Source organism: Pseudomonas sp. SK3(2021) (assembly GCF_016772375.1).
GTDB lineage: Bacteria > Pseudomonadota > Gammaproteobacteria > Pseudomonadales > Pseudomonadaceae > Aquipseudomonas > Aquipseudomonas chlororaphis_I.
Genome location: NZ_CP061943.1, coordinates 116,653 through 135,325 on the forward strand (window position 1 = coordinate 116,653; position 18,673 = coordinate 135,325).

General features: G+C 63.8%; 15 protein-coding genes. 7 read left to right on the forward strand and 8 right to left on the reverse strand.

Going from position 1 to position 18,673, the window contains the following annotated elements:
* Nucleotides 1-147 precede the first annotated feature (147 nt).
* Entirely contained in the window at nt 148-1,956 is a 1,809-nt protein-coding gene (gene oadA, locus IF690_RS00555; RefSeq protein WP_202698429.1) for a sodium-extruding oxaloacetate decarboxylase subunit alpha, read from the reverse strand.
* 11 nt (nt 1,957-1,967) lie between these two features.
* Nucleotides 1,968-3,383 carry an acetyl-CoA carboxylase biotin carboxylase subunit gene (locus tag IF690_RS00560; RefSeq protein WP_202698430.1) on the reverse strand — a complete coding sequence of 472 codons (1,416 nt, stop codon included), beginning with the start codon at nt 3,381-3,383 and terminating at the stop codon, nt 1,968-1,970.
* Nucleotides 3,384-3,751: 368 nt separating this feature from the next.
* Here IF690_RS00560 and IF690_RS00565 point away from each other — a divergent pair, with 368 nt between their 5' ends.
* Nucleotides 3,752-4,714 (forward strand): LysR family transcriptional regulator, encoded by a 963-nt coding sequence (locus IF690_RS00565; RefSeq protein WP_202698431.1) that lies wholly within the window; start codon nt 3,752-3,754, stop codon nt 4,712-4,714.
* Here the strand turns inward: IF690_RS00565 and IF690_RS00570 are convergent.
* From IF690_RS00570 to IF690_RS00580, 3 genes are all read right to left on the reverse strand, one after another.
* Nucleotides 4,656-4,868, reverse strand: a complete 213-nt coding sequence (locus IF690_RS00570; RefSeq protein WP_124322906.1) for a PA3496 family putative envelope integrity protein — start codon at nt 4,866-4,868, stop codon at nt 4,656-4,658. The two genes, IF690_RS00565 and IF690_RS00570, sit on opposite strands and share 59 nt — an antisense overlap.
* Nucleotides 4,869-5,108: 240 nt before the next feature.
* Complete coding sequence (gene hexR / locus IF690_RS00575) at nt 5,109-5,975, reverse strand: transcriptional regulator HexR (protein WP_007927594.1); 867 nt, start codon at nt 5,973-5,975, stop codon at nt 5,109-5,111.
* 246 nt (nt 5,976-6,221) lie between these two features.
* Nucleotides 6,222-9,086 carry a putative bifunctional diguanylate cyclase/phosphodiesterase gene (locus IF690_RS00580; RefSeq protein ID WP_202698432.1) on the reverse strand — a complete coding sequence of 955 codons (2,865 nt, stop codon included), beginning with the start codon at nt 9,084-9,086 and terminating at the stop codon, nt 6,222-6,224.
* 246 nt (nt 9,087-9,332) lie between these two features.
* Here IF690_RS00580 and uvrD point away from each other — a divergent pair, with 246 nt between their 5' ends.
* The 4 genes from uvrD (at nt 9,333) to IF690_RS00600 (ending at nt 13,568) form a co-directional block, all read left to right on the forward strand.
* Nucleotides 9,333-11,516 (forward strand): DNA helicase II, encoded by a 2,184-nt coding sequence (uvrD, locus tag IF690_RS00585; RefSeq protein WP_124325791.1) that lies wholly within the window; start codon nt 9,333-9,335, stop codon nt 11,514-11,516.
* 286 nt (nt 11,517-11,802) lie between these two features.
* Nucleotides 11,803-12,681, forward strand: coding sequence for a Tim44 domain-containing protein (locus IF690_RS00590; protein ID WP_202698433.1), 879 nt, complete (start codon nt 11,803-11,805; stop codon nt 12,679-12,681).
* A gap of 139 nt (nt 12,682-12,820) precedes the next feature.
* Nucleotides 12,821-13,228 carry an SMI1/KNR4 family protein gene (locus IF690_RS00595; RefSeq protein ID WP_007927598.1) on the forward strand — a complete coding sequence of 136 codons (408 nt, stop codon included), beginning with the start codon at nt 12,821-12,823 and terminating at the stop codon, nt 13,226-13,228.
* A gap of 178 nt (nt 13,229-13,406) precedes the next feature.
* A complete protein-coding gene (locus IF690_RS00600) occupies nt 13,407-13,568 on the forward strand; it encodes a hypothetical protein (RefSeq protein ID WP_252189525.1) in 162 nt (53 codons plus the stop codon).
* Here the strand turns inward: IF690_RS00600 and IF690_RS00605 are convergent.
* Nucleotides 13,565-15,328, reverse strand: coding sequence for a cation:proton antiporter (locus IF690_RS00605; protein WP_202698434.1), 1,764 nt, complete (start codon nt 15,326-15,328; stop codon nt 13,565-13,567). The genes IF690_RS00600 and IF690_RS00605 overlap by 4 nt on opposite strands.
* A 266-nt stretch (nt 15,329-15,594) precedes the next feature.
* Between IF690_RS00605 and IF690_RS00610 the strand changes: the two genes are divergently transcribed.
* On the forward strand, nt 15,595-16,077 hold the full coding sequence (locus IF690_RS00610; RefSeq protein ID WP_007927601.1) for an acyl-CoA thioesterase: 483 nt from the start codon (nt 15,595-15,597) through the stop codon (nt 16,075-16,077).
* Nucleotides 16,078-16,145: 68 nt separating this feature from the next.
* Here IF690_RS00610 and pdxY read toward each other — a convergent pair whose 3' ends face one another.
* A complete protein-coding gene (gene pdxY, locus IF690_RS00615) occupies nt 16,146-17,018 on the reverse strand; it encodes a pyridoxal kinase PdxY (RefSeq protein WP_202698435.1) in 873 nt (290 codons plus the stop codon).
* A gap of 116 nt (nt 17,019-17,134) precedes the next feature.
* Between pdxY and IF690_RS00620 the strand changes: the two genes are divergently transcribed.
* Entirely contained in the window at nt 17,135-17,530 is a 396-nt protein-coding gene (locus IF690_RS00620; protein WP_202698436.1) for a DUF3301 domain-containing protein, read from the forward strand.
* A gap of 142 nt (nt 17,531-17,672) precedes the next feature.
* On the opposite strand, the gene IF690_RS00625 is transcribed toward IF690_RS00620, so the two are convergent.
* Nucleotides 17,673-18,635, reverse strand: coding sequence for a CobW family GTP-binding protein (locus IF690_RS00625; protein WP_202698437.1), 963 nt, complete (start codon nt 18,633-18,635; stop codon nt 17,673-17,675).
* Nucleotides 18,636-18,673 lie beyond the last annotated feature (38 nt).

Sequence of the window (18,673 nt, forward strand, 5' to 3'; positions counted from 1 at the left end):
TTAAATTGCACTTAAATGGCAGCCTCCCAAGGCTGAAAACTCCCCTTCAGGCGGCACATTGGACTGTTCCGCCAGCGCCCGGCAACAGGCAAAAAAAGGGAGGCCGTAGCCCCCCCGAGGTAAAACGTTGCAGATGAAGGCCTGAACTCAGCCTTCGATCTCGATCAGGATTTCGCCCGGGTTGACCCGGTCGCCCTTGGCCACGTGGATGGCGGTGACCTTGCCGGCGATGGCCGCCTGGACTTCGGTTTCCATCTTCATGGCTTCGGTGATCAGCACGGCCTGGCCGGCCTTGACGGTGTCGCCCTCCTTGACCAGCACGTCGACGATGTTGCCCGGCATGGTGGTGCTGACGTGGCCCGGCGCGCTGGCCTGCTTGCGCTTGCTGCTGCCGCCGCCGACGAACTCGTTGAGCGGCTCGAACACCACTTCTTCCGGCATGCCGTCGATGGACAGGTAGAAGTGGCGCTTGCCTTCGGCCTTCACCCCGACGCCGGTGATGTCGACGCGGTAGGTCTCGCCATGCACGTCGATGACGAACTCGGTCGGTACGCCTTCGCCGCCGGCCGAACTCACGCCACCCGCTTCCGGAATCGGCAGCAGCACTTCCGGCGTCAGGGTGCCGGCTTCGCGCTCCTCGAGGAACTTGCGCCCGATGTCCGGGAACATGGCGTAGGTCAGCACGTCTTCTTCGGACTTGGCCAGGGCGCCGATGTCATTGCGCAGCTTGGTCATTTCCGGCTTCAACAGGTCGGCCGGGCGCACGTCGATCACTTCTTCGCTGCCGATGGCCTGGCGCCGCAGCTTCTCGTCCACCGCACCCGGCGCCTTGCCGTAGCCGCCTTGCAGGTACAGCTTCACCTCGTTGGTGATGGTCTTGTAGCGCTCGCCGGCCAACACGTTGAAGAACGCCTGGGTGCCGACGATCTGCGAAGTCGGGGTCACCAGCGGCGGATAACCGAGGTCGTGACGCACCCGCGGGATCTCCGCCAGCACTTCGTTCATGCGGTTCAGGGCGCCCTGCTCCTTGAGCTGGTTGGCCAGGTTGGAAATCATCCCGCCCGGCACCTGGTTGACCTGCACCCGGGTATCGACCGCGGTGAACTCGCTTTCGAACTGGTGGTACTTCTTGCGCACGGCGTAGAAGTACAGGCCGATTTCCTGCAGCAGCTCCAGGTCCAGGCCAGTGTCGAATTCGCTGCCTTTAAGGGCGGCAACCATCGATTCGGTGCCCGGGTGGCTGGTGCCCCAGGCGAAGCTGGAGATCGCGGTGTCGATGTGGTCGGCGCCGTTTTCGATGGCCTTGAGCTGGCACATCGCAGCCAGGCCGGCCGTGTCATGGGAGTGGACGAACACTGGCAGCGATTGCTCGGCCTTCAGCGCCTTGACCAGCTCGCCGGTAGCGTAAGGGGTCAGCAGGCCGGCCATGTCCTTGATCGCCACCGAGTCGCAACCCATGGACTCCATCTGCTTGGCCTGGGCCACGAACGCCTCGATGGTGTGCACCGGGCTGGTGGTGTAGGCGATGGTGCCCTGGGCGTGCTTGCCGGCGGCTTTCACCGCTTCGATGGCCACCCGCAGGTTACGCACGTCGTTCATGGCGTCGAAGATGCGGAACACGTCGATGCCGTTGACCGCCGCCTTGGCGACGAAGGCCTTGACCACGTCGTCGCTGTAGTGGCGGTAGCCCAGCAGGTTCTGCCCGCGCAGGAGCATTTGCAGGCGGGTGTTGGGCAGCGCGGCGCGCAGTTTGCGCAGGCGCTCCCAGGGGTCTTCCTTGAGGAAACGCACGCAGGCGTCGAAGGTCGCCCCGCCCCAGACTTCCAGCGACCAGTAGCCGACTTTGTCGAGCTTGTCGCAGATCGGCAGCATGTCTTCGGTGCGCATGCGGGTCGCCAGCAGCGATTGGTGGGCGTCGCGCAGGATGGTGTCGGTAACAAAAATCTTCTTGCTCATTGTTCTTTTCCTCACAGGCCTGCGTGGGCGGCGATGGCGGCGGCGATGGCCAGGGCCAGCTCTTCGGGTTTGCGCTTGATCGAGTAGTTGGTCAGTTCAGGGTGGCTTTCGACGAAGCTGGTGTTGAACTGGCCGCTACGGAATCCCGGGTTACGCAGGATTTCCTGGTAATACGCGGCGGTGGTCTTGACCCCTTGCAGGCGCATGTCGTCCAGGGCGCGCAAGCCACGGTCCATCGCTTCTTCCCAGGTCAGGGCCCAGACCACCAGCTTCAGGCACATGGAGTCGTAGAACGGCGGGATGGTGTAGCCGGTGTAGATCGCCGTGTCGGTACGCACGCCAGGGCCGCCGGGCGCGTAGTAACGGGTGATCTTGCCGAAGCTCGGCAGGAAGTTGTTTTTCGGGTCTTCGGCGTTGATCCGGAACTGCAGGGCAAAACCACGGTGATGGATGTCTTCCTGCTTCACCGAAAGCGGCAGGCCGGAGGCGATGCGGATCTGCTCGCGAACGATGTCGATGCCGGTGATTTCCTCGGTGATGGTGTGTTCCACCTGCACCCGGGTGTTCATCTCCATGAAGTACACCTCGCCATCGGCGAGCAGGAACTCCACGGTACCGGCGTTCTCGTAGCCCACGGCCTTGGCCGCACGCACCGACAGGTCGCCGATGTAGGCGCGCTGTTCCGGGGTCAGTTGCGGGCTCGGGGCGATCTCGATCAACTTCTGGTTGCGGCGCTGGATCGAGCAGTCGCGTTCGAACAGATGCACCACGTTGCCGGAGCTGTCGCCGAGGATCTGCGCCTCGATGTGCTTGGGATTGACGATGCATTTTTCCAGGAACACTTCGGCGGAGCCGAATGCCTTGGTCGCCTCGGAAATCACCCGTGGGAAGGCCTGTTCCAGTTCGTCCCGGCTGTTGCAGCGACGAATGCCGCGGCCGCCACCGCCGGACGTGGCCTTGAGCATCACCGGGTAACCGATGCGGTCGCCTTCGCGCAGGGCCTCATGGATATCGGCGACGTTGCCTTCGGTGCCCGGGGTGACCGGCACGCCAGCCTTGATCATGCTGCGGCGGGCTTCGGTCTTGTCGCCCATGCGGCGAATCACTTCAGCCGACGGACCGATGAACTTGATCCCACGTTCGGCGCAGATGTCCGCGAGCTCGGCGTTTTCCGAAAGGAAGCCGTAGCCGGGGTGCAGTGCGTCGCAGCCGGTTTCCACTGCCAGGTTCACCAGCTTGCGCGGGTTCAGGTAGCCGGCCAGGGGTTCGGCACCGATGCTGTGGGCTTCATCCGCGCGCTTCACATGCAGGGCATGGCGATCGGCGTCGGAGAAGATCGCGACCGAGCGAATGCCCATCTCGGCGCAGGCACGCACGATTCGTACGGCAATCTCACCACGGTTGGCGATCAGGATCTTTTTTATCACTTGGAGGTACCCTTGAGCCGTTGGAACAGACAACCCGCTGGGTCTGTACGAAAAGTGGCTGCGCGCTGGGCGCCTTCGGCGTTACGCAGAAACAGGCTCGTGCGCGAGTCCGATCGGAATGCTCATTCAGGCTCCTGAAGTCGAACGAGACCCCGGCCGTTCCTCGCCTGTTTTTGCCTTGCCTGACCTTCGCTCGCCTACTTTTCGTACAGACCCTCGACCGGGTCGGCGCGTGACCAAATGTTTCAAGCCAGTCGCAGGCCCACACTATTCCTGTCGATGAATTAACAAAAATCAATAATTATTGGGTCACTCATAAGCAAAGACTTATAGTTGATCCGACAGCCCTCGGCGCGAGACCTTAGATAATGCGTAAGTCCTTGATGCGTATGACATTACGTCAATTGCAGATTTTCAATGAGGTCTGCGATCTGCGCTCCTACAGCCGGGCGGCCGACGAAATGTCCCTCACCCAGCCCGCCGTCAGCCTGCAGATTCGCCAGCTGGAAGAGCTGATCGGCCAGCCGCTGTTCGACTACGTGGGCAAGAAGCTCTACATGACCGAGGCCGCCGAGGCACTGCAGCGGGCCAGCCGCGACATCTTCGGGCGCCTGGAGAACCTCGACATGCAGTTGTCGGACATGCAGGGTTCCTTGCAGGGCCAGCTGAAGCTGGCGGTGGAGTCCAGCGCCAAGTACTTCGTGCCGCACCTGTTCGCCGCCTTCAAGCGCCAGCACCCGGAGGTCAACCTGCAACTGACGGTGGTCAACCGGGGCCAGGTGATCCGCCGCCTTTCCGACAACCGCGACGACCTGGTGATCATGTCGATGGTCCCGCAGGACATGGGCCTGGAATTCCTGCCGTTCCTCAACAACCCGATCGTCGCCGTGGCCCCGCCCGACCATCCGCTGTGCCACCTCGGGCCGCTGCGCCTGCAGGACCTGGAACCCTACAACCTGCTGGTGCGCGAGCAGGGTTCGGGCACGCGCCTGGCCTGCGAGGAGTATTTCAAGGAAAAGCGCGTGCACTTCTCCCAGACCCTGGAAGTGTCGTCGGCCGAGGCGCAGCGCGAGTGTGTGCTGGCGGGTCTGGGCGTGGCGCTGTTGACGCGCCACGCCCTGAACCTTGAGTTGGCGACCGGGGGACTCGTCGAGTTGCCGGTCGAAGAGCTGCCGTTGTATCGCAGCTGGTGCCTGGTGCAGGCCAAGGCTAAACGCCTGTCACCGGTAGCGCATGCGTTCCTGGGGTTTATCCGCAGCGAACGGGTGCAGATCAGCGGACTTGTTGAACGTTTTGACGGGAAGCCGCCGAGGCTGCCTGCCAGTAATTGACGGCGTCCAGCTCGGGGTAGTCGTTGATTTCCTGCTGCAGGCGGCGCAGCTCACAGCGATGTTCGATCGCGCGGCGAAATTCCATGCGGCGCTGGTCTTCCTGTTGACGACGGGTTTTGACTGCGCTGCTGCTCTCTTCGTAAGGCCGGGCCATTTCGAGTCTCCCAATGCGAGTACGGGAGTTTCACGATGGACGTCGGGCGTTACGGTTTGGCGGCAGGTCCATGACAGGACGATGAAAGCTGCCATATGGCGCCCGCCTCCCTTTGTAAGCGAGCTTGCTCGCGATAGCCGCGAAGCGGCGGTTCATCCCGCAACACCGCATCACCGTCGACGATGGTTCGCGAGCAATCTCGCTCCTGCAGGGGGGACGCTCGGCGATGAGGTGCAGCGTTCAGTCGTCCAGGGCTTTGACCGACTTGGGCGACAGGCGCAGGCTGCGAAGGCTGCGCTTGACGCTCTTGAGGTGGTTGACCAGGCTCGGGCCGCGGGCCATGGCCACGCCCATCGCCAGGACGTCGATCACCACCAGGTGAGCAATACGCGAGGTCAGCGGGGTGTAGATCTCGGTGTCTTCATGCACATCGATCGCCAGGTTGACGGTCGACAACTCGGCCAACGGCGTCTGGCTCGGACACAGGGTGATCAGCGAAGCGCCGCTTTCACGCACCAGGTTGGCGGTGATCAGCAGGTCCTTGGAACGCCCGGACTGGGAAATGCAGATCGCTACGTCGGTGGGCTTGAGGGTCACCGCCGACATTGCCTGCATATGCGGGTCGGAATAGGCCGCCGCGGTCAGCAGCAGGCGGAAGAACTTGTGCTGGGCATCCGCCGCCACCGCTCCGGAAGCGCCGAAGCCGTAGAACTCCACGCGCTGGGCCTGGGACATGAGGGTCACCGCCCGTTGCAACTCCACCGGATCGAGCTTCTCGCGAACCTCCATCAGGGTGTGCAGGGTAGTGTCGAAAATCTTCAGGCTGTAGTCGGCGACCGAGTCGTCTTCATGAATCGCGAACTGGCCGAAGCTCGCCCCGGCGGCCAGGCTCTGGGCCAGCTTGAGCTTCAGGTCCTGGAACCCCGAGCAACCGATGGCCCGGCAGAAACGCACGATGGTCGGCTCGCTGATACCCACGCTGTGGGCCAGATCAGCCATGGAACTGTGCATCACAGCCGCAGGGTCGAGCAGCACATGATCGGCGACCTTGAGCTCCGACTTGCGCAAGAGATGGCGTGATTGGGCAATGTGCTGCAACAGATTCAAAGGGCTGGACTCATTGTTATGGGGCAGACGCCCAAGGATGTAGCAATTTTGTAGTTATACTACATGAATTCGCTTTTTGCCTGCTCAATGCGTAACTGAATCACCTTTGCACCCCACTGTTTCAGCCTCGCGTGCTCTTTGTAGCTACGGGTGCAGCCTGCGCTCGCAGCGGGCTGCATCGCCGCCACAGCTTCGGTGAAAGCCGAATCTCGGACATTCCTGAAAACCTCTTGCCCCTTGCGATGGCTACAAGGTCCCGGCCCTCAATAACGCTGCGAGGCCCTCGGCTTCCACCGGCCGACTGATCAGGTAACCCTGTACCTCATCGCATTTCTGCTCCTTGAGAAACGCCAGCTGTCCCGGATGTTCCACCCCTTCGGCCACCACCTTCAGCGACAGCCCGTGGGCCATGGCGATGATCGCCCGGGTGATCGCCGCGTCGGCGCCGCCTTCGCTCAAGCCGCGGATGAATGCCTGGTCGATCTTCACGTAGTCCACCGGAATCCGCTTGAGGTAACTCAGCGAGGAATAACCGGTGCCGAAGTCGTCGATGGCCAGCTTCACCCCCAGGTCACGCAGTTGCTGGAAGGTCGAAACGATGTGTTCGACGCTGTCGAGCAGATGGCTTTCGGTCAGTTCCAGCTCAAGGAAATGCGGTGCCAGCCCAGTCTCTTCCAGCACGCCGCGCACCTGGCTGACCAGCTTGCCCTGGCGCAACTGATGCACCGACAGGTTCACCGATACCCGAATCGCCGGCAGCCCCTGGCGCTGCCACTCGCAGGCTTGCCAGCAGGCCTGGCGCAATACGAATTCGCCGATCGGGCCGATCAGCCCGATCTCTTCCGCGAGGCCGATGAAGTTCCCCGGCGGGACCCGCCCCAGGTCGGGATGGTCCCAGCGCACCAGGGCCTCGGCGGCATTCAGGCGGCCGGTGGCGAGGCACAGTTTCGGCTGGTAGAACACCTTCATCTGATGTTCCTCGACCGCCTTGCGCAGTTGGTTCTCCAGCTGCAGGCGCTCCAGGGTGCTGGCTTGCAGGCTGGCGGTGTAGAACTGGAAGTTGTTGCCGCCCAGGTGCTTGGCATGTTGCATGGCGATGTTCGACTGACTGATCAGCGCCGGAATTTCCCGCGCGCTGTCGGGCAGCATGCTGATGCCCATGGAAGCGCTGAGCACCAGCTCATGACCTTCCACGTTGATCGGCAAGCGCAGCTTCGCCGACAGGCGGGTGGCCACCCGGGTCAGGCTCGACAGGCTGCCGTAGGCGTCGAACAGCACCGCGAACTCATCGCCGGACAACCGGGCAATGGTGTCGGCTTCTGGCAACGCATTGACCAGCCGCCGCGCCATTTTCTGCAATAGCTGATCAGCAATGTCGTGGCCCAGGCTGTCGTTGAGCAACTTGAAACGGTCCAGGTTGATATGCACCAGGGCCAGGCTGCGGCCGCCCTGGCGCATCCGTTGATGGGCTTCGCGCAAGCGTTCGCGGAACAGCGAACGGTTGGCCAGGCCGGTGAGTTCGTCGTAATGGGTCAGGTAGCGCATGCGCTCTTCGGATTCGCGCCGCGCCGACAGATCGGCGAAGAAGCCCACAATATGGCTGATATTTCCCCGAGCATCGCGTACCACATTCAATTGCAGCCACTGTGGGTACAGCTCGCCGTTCTTGCGCGCCTCCACCAGCTCGCCCTGCCAGCTGCCATGCTGTTCGAGGGCTTGATGAATCACCGGGTAGTGCCGGCGCGCGTCGCGACTGCATGGCAGGTCGACCACATTGCGCCCGAGCATGTCCTCGATCTGGTAACCGGTGACCCGGCTGAACGCCTGGTTGACCGCCAGCAGTACGTAATCGGGGTCGAGGATCACGATGCCTTCGCTGGCCGCCTCGAACACCATCGCCGACAGGCGTCGCTGCTCTTCCTGTTGCTTGCTGGCGCTGATATCGCGCCGGGTGCCGACCATGCGCAGCACCCGTCCGCCGGGGCCACGCTCCACAGCGCGGCCACGGTCCTCGATCCAGACCCAGTGGCCATCGCCGTGGCGCACGCGGTACTCCACCAGGTAATCCTCGGTACGCCCCTTCAGGTGCTCGACCAGCGCGCGCTTGAGCAGCGGCAGGTCTTCGGGGTGCAGCAGCGGCTTGAGGTGGCTGAGCATCGCCCGCACGAACTCCGGTTCCAGGCCGAACAGCTCCTTGATATGGCTGTGATGGACCTCGTCGGTCTGCAGGTTCCAGTCCCACAGCCCCAACTGGCTGGCCTTCAGGGCCAGGGCCAGGCGCGCCTCGCTCTTGCTCAGGGCCTGGTTGGCCGCGTCCAGCTCGAGGCTGCGCTGGGCCACCCGGCTTTCCAGGCCGACCTGGGCTTCGCGCAACTCCTCTTCGGCGCGGCGGCGCTGCTCGACTTCCCGCAGCAGCTCGCTGTTGAGCTGTTCGCTGCGGCTCCGCGCCTGTTGCAGATGCTCGATCAGGGCCTGGTTCTGGAAACGCCGCAGCAAGCCCATCTGGATCAGGCGGTTGACCTGCCAGGCCACCACGCTCAGCGACACCAGCAGGATCAAGCCCAGCCAGCCCCAGCCACGCTGCTGCTCGTCGCCGCCCCAGAACAGGTAGCCGATCGCCGGTAGCAAACAAGGCAAGGTAAAGGACAGGAAGGCCGGCAGGCTGACCGCATAGGCCACGCTGGCCGAGAGGATCGCCGCGCCGATCAGGCCGAAGACCCAGGCCTGTTGCAGGAAATTGTCGGTGGGCATCAGGGCGATACCGGCGCAGGCCAGGGTCAGGCCGCTGACGGCGGAGCCGAGCAGGAACATGCGGCGCCAGACCGGTTGCGCCTGGCGGCTGGGAATCGCCGAGTCGAACGCCGCCACCTGGATCACCCGCAGGGCGACCAGGGCCAGCAGCCAGACCATCCACACGCTGACCAGCCAATAACGCTCGGGGCTCCACAGCAGCCAGGCGCAGACCAGGCCGTTGAGCAGCATGAACAGGGTGGGCAACAGGGAGCCCTGATAAAGCAGGCGCGTGCGCTCTACCGCCATCTCCATGGCGTATTGCTTGCGAACAACCCGAGGCTCCACGAAGGGTCCGGACGGGCCAGTGCTGAGTGTCATAGGCAGTGTTCTTATAATGATTGAGCCCGAAACGTCGCCGGAGCATACACAAGCAACCGCCCGGACCAAACTGCCTGGAATCATAAAACCGGCAAATCGGCTCGAGCGCCGATCCCGCTGAAAATCCTCCAGCCAAGCCCGGCCAACGGCTGCAGCCCGTGACCGACCGGTCGTCCCCAGCGTTCTTTTATCGGCTAAACCAAAGCTGGGTTTGCCCGGTGTGCGCCAGCCCCCTAGAATGCCCCGATGCGCGATGATCTCTCCCTTCTGCTGAACTCCCTCAACGATGCCCAACGCCAGGCCGTAGCGGCCTCCTTGGGTCGTCAGTTGGTCCTGGCCGGTGCTGGCTCCGGTAAAACCCGAGTGCTGGTGCACCGTATCGCCTGGTTGATCCAGGTCGAGAACGCCTCGCCCCACTCGATCCTGTCGGTGACCTTCACCAACAAGGCCGCTGCCGAGATGCGCCAGCGCATCGAGCAGTTGATGGGTATCAACCCGGCCGGCATGTGGGTCGGCACCTTCCACGGCCTGGCGCACCGCCTGCTGCGGGCGCACTGGCAAGAGGCCGGCCTGAGCCAGACCTTCCAGATCCTCGACAGCGACGACCAGCAACGCCTGGTCAAGCGGGTGATCCGCGACCTCGGCCTGGACGAGCAGCGCTGGCCGGCCCGGCAGGCCCAGTGGTTCATCAACGGGCAGAAGGACGAAGGCCTGCGTCCGCAACACATCCAAGCCAGCGGCGACCTGTTCCTGGCCACCATGCGCGGCATCTACGAAGCCTACGAGGCCGCCTGCCAGCGCGCCGGGGTCATCGACTTCTCCGAGCTGCTGCTGCGCGCCCTGGACCTGTGGCGCGACCACCCGGGCCTGCTGGCGCACTACCAGAAGCGTTTCCGCCACGTGCTGGTGGACGAGTTCCAGGACACCAACGCCGTGCAGTACGCCTGGTTGCGCCTGCTGGCCAAGGGCGGCGACAGCCTGATGGTGGTGGGCGACGACGACCAGTCGATCTACGGCTGGCGCGGCGCGAAGATCGAGAACATCCACCAGTACTCCGAAGACTTCCCGGACACCGAAGTGATCCGCCTGGAGCAGAACTACCGCTCCACCGCCGGCATCCTCAAGGCCGCCAACGCCCTGATCGCCAATAACACCGGGCGCCTGGGCAAGGAGCTGTGGACCGACGGCGGCGAAGGCGAAGCGATCAACCTGTACGCCGCCTTCAACGAACACGATGAAGCGCGCTACGTGGTGGAAACCATCGAAAGCGCCCTGAAGACCGGCCTGGCCCGCAGCGATATCGCCATCCTCTATCGCTCCAACGCCCAGTCGCGGGTGCTGGAAGAAGCGCTGCTGCGCGAGCGCATTCCGTACCGCATCTACGGCGGCCAACGCTTCTTCGAACGCGCCGAAATCAAGAACGCCATGGCCTACCTGCGCCTGCTCGAAGGTCGCGGCAACGACGCGGCCCTGGAGCGGGTGATCAACGTGCCAACCCGCGGCATTGGCGAAAAGACGGTCGAAGCGATTCGCGAACACGCGCGCCACAGCCATGTATCGATGTGGGAAGCGATGCGCCAGCTGGTGGCCAATAAAGGCGTGACCGGGCGGGCCGCCGGTGCCCTGGGCGCCTTCATGGAGCTGATCGAGCACCTGGCGACCGTGACCGCCGAGATGCCGCTGCACCTGATGACCCAGACCGTCATCGAGCAGTCCGGCCTGATCGCCTACCACGAAGCGGAAAAAGGCGAGAAAGGCCAGGCCCGGGTGGAAAACCTCGAGGAACTGGTCAGCGCCGCGCGCAACTTCGAACATACCGAAGAAGACCAGGAACTGACGCCGCTGGCGGCCTTCCTCGGCCACGCTTCGCTGGAAGCCGGCGACACCCAGGCCGACGAGCACGAAGACAGCATCCAGCTCATGACCCTGCACAGCGCCAAGGGCCTGGAATTCCCCTACGTGTTCCTGGTGGGCATGGAAGAAGGCCTGTTCCCGCACAAGATGAGCCTGGAAGAACCCGGCCGCCTTGAAGAAGAACGTCGCCTGGCCTACGTCGGCATCACCCGGGCGATGCAGAACCTGGTGATGACCTACGCCGAAACCCGACGCCTGTACGGCAGCGAAACCTACAACAAGGTGTCGCGTTTCGTACGGGAAGTGCCGAAGGGGCTGATCCAGGAAGTGCGTCTGTCCAACAGCGTCAGCCGTCCGTTCGGCGGTGGCCAGTCGCAGAGCACCAGCAGCCTGTTCGGCGGCAGCGAGATCCCGGACACCGGCCTCAGCCTCGGCCAGGCCGTGCGCCACTCGGTATTCGGCGACGGCGTGATCCTCAACTTCGAAGGCGCCGGCGCCCAGGCCCGGGTCCAGGTGAACTTCAGCGAAGGCAGCAAGTGGCTGATGCTCGGCTACGCCAAGCTCGAAGCCATCTGAAGCCCAGGCTTGGCCATGCAAGGGCGATGCTTCTGAACGAGAAGCGACCCGCGACATGGGGCGCAATCGGCCCGATCGGCGCCGGCAGTGAGACTGCTGGCGCCGGGATGCCTGGCCACTGAACCGTTGCATCCGCCCAACGGACAACCCCATACAGGGCCCACTCGCCTCGACCGAAGCTGAACCGCGGCTGTCAGGCAAAAGCCCGAAACACTCTGCCGCTAGCCAGTGACACTTCACCTGTGCAACATGGCGCGCGTGCCATCCACAAATGGGAATTCCCTTTATGAAACGTTTTCTTAGCATCGCCATGGCGTTGTGCATCGGCCTGACGATGAGCCTCGACGCCAACGCCAAGCGCTTTGGTGGCGGCAAAAGCGCCGGCGCTGCGCCGACCCACCAGACCAGCCAAATGGCTCCGTCCTCTTCCGGCATGGGTCCTGCCGCTGCGACCGCAGGGGCTGCCGGTGCCGCGGGCGCTGCCGCCAAAGCCGGCGGTGCATCGCGCTGGCTCGGCCCATTGGCCGGTATCGCCGCGGGCGGCCTGCTGGCCTCCATGTTCATGGGCGACGGCTTCCAGGGCATGCAGATCTTCGACATCCTGATCATGGCGGTCATCGCCTTCCTGGTCTTCCGCTTCATCGCCGCCCGTCGTCGCAAGCAGCAGGAGCAGTACGCTCCGGCCGGCCACGCGCCGATGCAGCGTGAAGCCTTCGAGCCAAAACCGGCCTCCGGTTCGATCTTCGGCGGTTCGGCTGCACCTGCCGCCGCGGCCCGTCCGGTGATCAACGCCCCGGCCTGGTTCAACGAAGAGCGCTTCGTCGAAGCCGCGCGCAACCACTTCCAGTCCCTGCAGCAACACTGGGACGCCAACGAAATGGACAAGATCGCCGAGTTCGTGACCCCGCAGATGCTGCAGTTCCTGAAGCAGGAACGTGCCGATCTGGGCGACGGCCTCCAGTCGACCTACATCGACAACCTCAATGTGCAGCTTGAAGGCGTCGACGACCGTGCCGACAAGACCATCGCGACTCTGACCTTCACCGGCGTGTCGAAGAGCTCGCGTTTCGACCAGGGCGAAGTGTTCAGCGAAAGCTGGAACATGGAGCGCGCCCAGGGCGAAAACCAGCCTTGGCTGGTTGCAGGTATCCGCCAGAACGGCTGATCCTCTCCAGTGTCATCTCGCTAATCGCAAAACCCCGGCTCAGGTCGGGGTTTTGCATTTCACGATTGCACTTATAGCGAGCTACTGTATAAACCGCCGTCTATTTAAACCGCGCCATAGAGCTAAGAGGACCCAGGCCGTGGAAGAAGTCATCGAGCAACTCCGTGAAGCAAACGAACCGGTACCCGTTCCCCTGGAACTGCCGGATGAAGACCTGCTGGTGGAAATCGAAGAACAGCTGTTCATCAATATCCCCTTCGTCTTCAAAGAGTTCCTGTTGACCGTGAGCGATGTCGTCTACGGCAGCCTGGAACCGGTCACCGTGACCGACCCGCAATCCCACACCTACCTGCCGGAAGTCGCCGCCACCGCCTGGGACATGGGCGTACCGCGCGAACTGATCCCGATCTGCCAGGACGGTGACGACTACTACTGCGTCGAGGAAGACGGCACCGTGGTGCTCTGGTCCGGTGAAGAAGAGCTGATCACCGAAGAGTCCTGGGAGTCGGTGTGGCACTGGGCGCGGGACGTCTGGCTGGAAAGCTGATCGGCCTTGCGCGGTTTCGCTCCGCGGGCGCAGACGCATGGATCGACTGCCGCCCGTTGCCTGACATTCGCAAGCGGCCGCCCCAGCGGGTTGATCAGCGCATCGACGCTACTCGCCGGCAGCCTGCTGGCGGGTTGTCAGGCCCCCATGGCTCAGTAGTAAGCACTGAGCACGCAGCATGCCTGCCAACCTCTACCCCGCCTATCGGCAGGCGCTGGGGGCAAAGGCCTTGTGCGTGCAATCCGTCAACCTGCCCGGCGTCACCCACGACCAGGGCTGGGTCGAAGCCTGGCGACACTGGCGCGACCAGCCCTTGAGTTGCGCATCGCCCGGCAATTAGTGCCCGTTGTCTTCCTTGTGGTTATCCAGGGTATCCAGCAGGGCCACCTGCATCCGGGTGTGCACGCGGATGAACCAGCGCCACAGCAGTGCGGCCACCGCCGCCGTCACCACCGCGATCAGCACCAGCAGCTCGGTGGTCGGCAGGATGCTCGAAGACAGCGCCGCCAATAGCAGGAAGATCACCAGCAACGACAACACCGGAATCACCTCGGCGATCACCCGGCGCACGCGCTGGGTGTGACGCCCGGCCATTTCCGGCTTCACGCCCATCTCTGCCAGCAGCATCGACAGGGCCTTGAGCTTGCGATAGGCGGCGATCAGGAACGGCAGCGACAACAGCAGCGCCCCACCCCAGATCAGCGCCTTCTGCCAGCTCGGATCGCCGATCCAGTCCTGCAGGTAATCGCCGATGCGCGCGGCGAAATAACCGCCGGAGAAGAAGATCGCCACCACCAGCGCCAGGTTGACCCCCACCTGCAACAGGATCCGCCGGATCATCGACGCCAGCAGCGCCCCTTCGCCGTGGGGCTGGATGCTGCGCAGCCATTCGCCGTACATGCCCAGCACCCGGCTCAGGCGGGTCGGCATCACGGCGGCGAGCTTCAGCGACAGCGGGTCGGCGGCGCGGATCAGGTAAGGCGTGAGCAAGGTGGTGACAGCCGATACCGCGACCACCACCGGGTAGAGAAAGTCACTGGTGACCTGCAGCGTCATGCCCAGCGTCGCGATGATGAAGGAGAACTCGCCGATCTGGGACAGGCCCATGCCGACCCGCAGCGAGGTACGACCGTCGTTGCCAGCGATAAAGGCGCCCAGGCCGCAGGACAGCATCTTGCCCAGCACCACCGCGACGGTGATCACCGCGATCGGCCAGGCGTATTGCAGGAGGATCTGCGGGTCGATCATCAGGCCGATGGCGACGAAGAAGATCGCACTGAACAGGTCGCGAACCGGCTCGATCAGGCGCTCGATCTTCAGCAATTGCCGCGACTCGGCCATGATCGCGCCGATCAGGAAGGCGCCAAGCACCATGCTGTACTCCAGCTTGACCACCAGCAGGCAGAAGCCGAAGCACAGCCCCAGCACGGTGATCAGCAGCATCTCGTTGCTTTCGAACTTGGCGACGTAGGCCAGCAGCCGCGGCACCAGCAGAATGCCGATGACCAGGGCGACGATCATGAACAGCGAGAGCTTGCCGACGGTGGAGAACACTTCCCCGGAGCTGACGGTGCCGCTGACCGCGATGCTCGAGAGCAGGGCTATGATGCCGATGCCGAGGATGTCCTCGACGATCAGCACCCCGAAGATCAGCTGGGCGAAGCGCTGGTTCTTCATCTTCAGGTCGTTGAGCGCCTTGACGATGATGGTGGTCGAGGAAATCGCCAGGATCGCGCCGAGGAACAGCGAGTCCATGGTGCTCCAGCCGAACCAGCGGCCGATCTCGTAGCCGATCCAGATCATCAGCACGATTTCCATGAACGCCGCGATAAAGGCCGTGGCGCCGACCTTGAACAGCTTGCGCAGGCTGAACTCCAGGCCCAGGCAAAACATCAGGAAAATCACCCCCAGCTCGGCCAGGGTCTTGATCGTGTCTTCGTCGTGGATCAGGCCGAACGGCGGGGTGTGCGGGCCGATGATGAAGCCGGCGACGATATAACCGAGGACCACCGGCTGCTTGAGCCGGTGGAAGAGAATGGTCACCACGCCAGCGACCAGCATGATCACTGCCAGGTCCTGAATAAAGCTGATGGCATGCATGGCGTGGGGCTCCTTGGGGTCGTGTTCTTGCCTGCGGCGCGGCTTGTTACGTGACCTGCCGACCAGCGGGAAAAGCCCTTGGGACGGGCTTTTGAAGGTTAACATCGCGACTTGTGCCAGAAAGGCGGTGCAATATATGGAAACAGATAGGTCGCCGCGTGACGGCGACCGCGGGCACAGCGTCCCGTTATCGATGGTTTGAAACGCTGACCCAAGCACCCGCAGAGGTGCGCCCCGCAATCCCTGCCTTAACCCGTGAGTGTGCTATGGAACCCGGAAACGCCCAGCTGTCGATGACGGTATTGATGACCCCTGACATGGCCAACTTCTCAGGCAATGTCCACGGCGGCACCCTGCTCAAGTACCTCGATGAAGTCGCCTACGCCTGCGCCAGCCGTTATGCCGGCCGTTATGTGGTGACCCTGTCGGTGGACCAGGTGATCTTCCGCGAGCCGATCCATGTCGGCGAACTGGTGACCTTCCTGGCCTCGGTCAACTACACCGGCAACACGTCGATGGAAGTCGGTATCAAGGTGGTCACCGAGAACATCCGCGAGCGCTCGGTGCGCCATACCAACAGTTGCTTCTTCACCATGGTGGCCGTGGACGACCAGCGCAAACCCGCCGCCGTACCGCCCCTGCAACCCCAGACCAGCGAAGACAAGCGCCGCTTCATGCAGGCCCAGCAGCGCCGGCAGATCCGCCAGGAGCTGGAAAAGCGTTATCAGGAAATCAAGGCCGACGCCTGATCGTTCGCTTCATCGCGAGCCAGGGCGCTCTTGCAGGAGCGAGCTTGCTCGCGATAAGGCCGCCCCCATCACAACTCGATCGGCACCGCCTCGAACCGCACCCGCGGATGGGTGATCCGGTCCTGGGCCCGTACCAGCTGCAGTTCGTAACTGGCGCAGGCCTGGGTTTCCAGCAGCACTTCATGCACCGCCGCGGCGGTGAACTCGAACGCCGCCACCAGGCTGTCGCCCAGCAGCACCCGGGCCAGGAACAGACCCGAAGTCAGGTCGCCCACGCCCACCGGCTGGCGCGGGAATGCCAGCAGCGGACGACGCAGGTGCCAGCTGCCTTCGGTAGTCACCAGCAGCATCTCGAAGCCGTCCGGCAGTTTGCCCGGGTAGTCCAGATGCTTGACCAGCACCGCCTTCGGCCCACGAGCCAGCAGCGCCCGGGCCATGGCCAGGCAGTCGAACAGCGACTGCGGCTTGCGGCCGGCGAAGCTGTCCAGCTCCAACTGGTTGGGGCAGAGGAAGTCCGCCACGGCCGCGGCTTCTTCCAAGAGAAAATCGCTGACCTCCTGTGGCACGCTGCAGCCCTTTTCCGGGTGGCCCATCACCGGGTCGCACAGGTACAGGGCCTTGGGGTTGGTCGCCTTGATCCGCGCCACGCCACCGAGGATCGCCCGCCCCTGCGCCGCGCTGCCCAGGTAGCCGGACAGCACCGCATCGCAATTGCCCAGCTCGCCGATGGCGGCAATGCCTTCCACCAGCTCCGGAATCTGGTGCGGCGACAGTACTTCGCCGGCCCACTGGCCGTATTGCGTGTGATTGGAGAACTGCACGGTATTGAGCGGCCAGACATTCACCCCGACCCGCTGCATGGGAAACACCGCGGCGCTGTTGCCGGCATGGCCGAAGACCACATGGGACTGGATCGCGAGCAGATGAGGCGTGCGTTTCATTCGAGTCATTCCGTAAAACGATTGAAATTCGAGCCGCGCAGTATGCGACTAAACCCAACCTGTACGACAGACCGAAGACGCAGTTAAGCTGGTGCGACTTCGTTGGAGCGCACCTCATGCTGACCCTTGGAAACATTTTCGTGCTGATGCTGCTGGCGACCGGCGCCGCCTGGCTATGGCACAACCACGGCCTGCGCGAGCGGGCGCTGGAGAGGGTCAAGCAGCATTGCGCGCGGCTCGATATCGAGCTGCTGGACGGCAACGTGGCGTTGAAGCGCATCGGTTTCGTCAGGGACGCCAGGGGTCGCCGGCGCCTGGCCCGGATCTACAACTTCGAGTTCACCGTCACCGGCGAAACCCGCCATGCGGGGACCATCACCCAGTTCGGCGCCCACAGCGCGCAGATCGAACTGGCGCCCTACCCGATTGAAACGCCAGCCCCCCCACCCGTGCCGACCCGCAGCGCCGAGGTGATCGAGCTGAGCCAGTGGCGCGAAGAGCGCAGCAAGTAGCGCCAACCGCCTATGCAATCCTGTAGGAGCGAGGCTGGCCCGCGAAGAATGTCGACGATGACGCGGTGTGGCAGATAGACCGCCGCTTCGCGGCTATCGCGAGCCAGCTTCGCTCCTACAAGAAGCATCGGACCGCGTTGGGTTATTGGCAGCACTCGGCCAGGGATTGTTGCAGGACGGCCACGTCTTGCGCCTCGTTGAAGATCAGCTCGATGCGTGAATCGCGGCGCCATTCGCTGGCTTGCCAGAGCGGCGCGGCGTTATCCAGGGCGTTGCCCGAGACCCAGCCATCGGCACCATGGATCACCAGCTTGGCCCGGCGCCAGTCGAGGCCAGCCAGCCATCGCTCCATATGCCGAACATCGAACACCCGGCTCGGGTGCCAGCGCCAACCGATGCTCCAGCCGCCCTCCTGGGCCTGGCTCAGGCAGATGGGTTGGGCCGGATCGGTCCAGATCGCCGGCAACTGAGCCAATCCCTTGGGCACTTCGAAGGCCTCTACAGCCGCCCCCGCCTGAACGTCCACCCCAGGCAAACGATCCAGCGGCAAGGTCCCGCGGGTGGTCCAGAACACCGGACAGGCCGGCAACTGCTCGAGAATGCCCTGACGCTGCGCCGCGTCGAGCCCTTCGTCCTTGTTCAGCAGCAACAGGCCGGCACTGGGCAGCGCCTCCTGCTGGGCCCGCGGCAACGGCTTGCCGGCCGCCAGCGCCAGGGCATCGAGTACCAGCACGCAAGGTTGCACGGCCAGAACCTTTTGCCAGGGCGCCTCGCGCAATTGCTGGAGCAACTGCGCCGGGTGCCCCAGGCCGGAAGGTTCGATAAACAGGCGATCGGGCCGGGCCTTGCGCAACAGGCGCCCCAGGCCCACCTGGAACGGCGCGCCGTTGACGCAGCACAGGCAGCCACCGGCCACCTCGCCCAGGGCGATACCGTCCTCGTCCCGGGTCAGCAATGCCGCGTCCAGGCCGATCTGGCCGAACTCGTTGATCAGCACTGCCCAGCGCTCGTTGGCCGGGCGCTGTGCCAACAGGTGCTGGATCAGGCTGGTCTTGCCCGCGCCGAGGGGGCCGGCGATGACGTGGGTGGGGATGTTGTGCAGCATGGGTGGAGCGCTCGGAAAGAAGGTGATAGATCCTACGC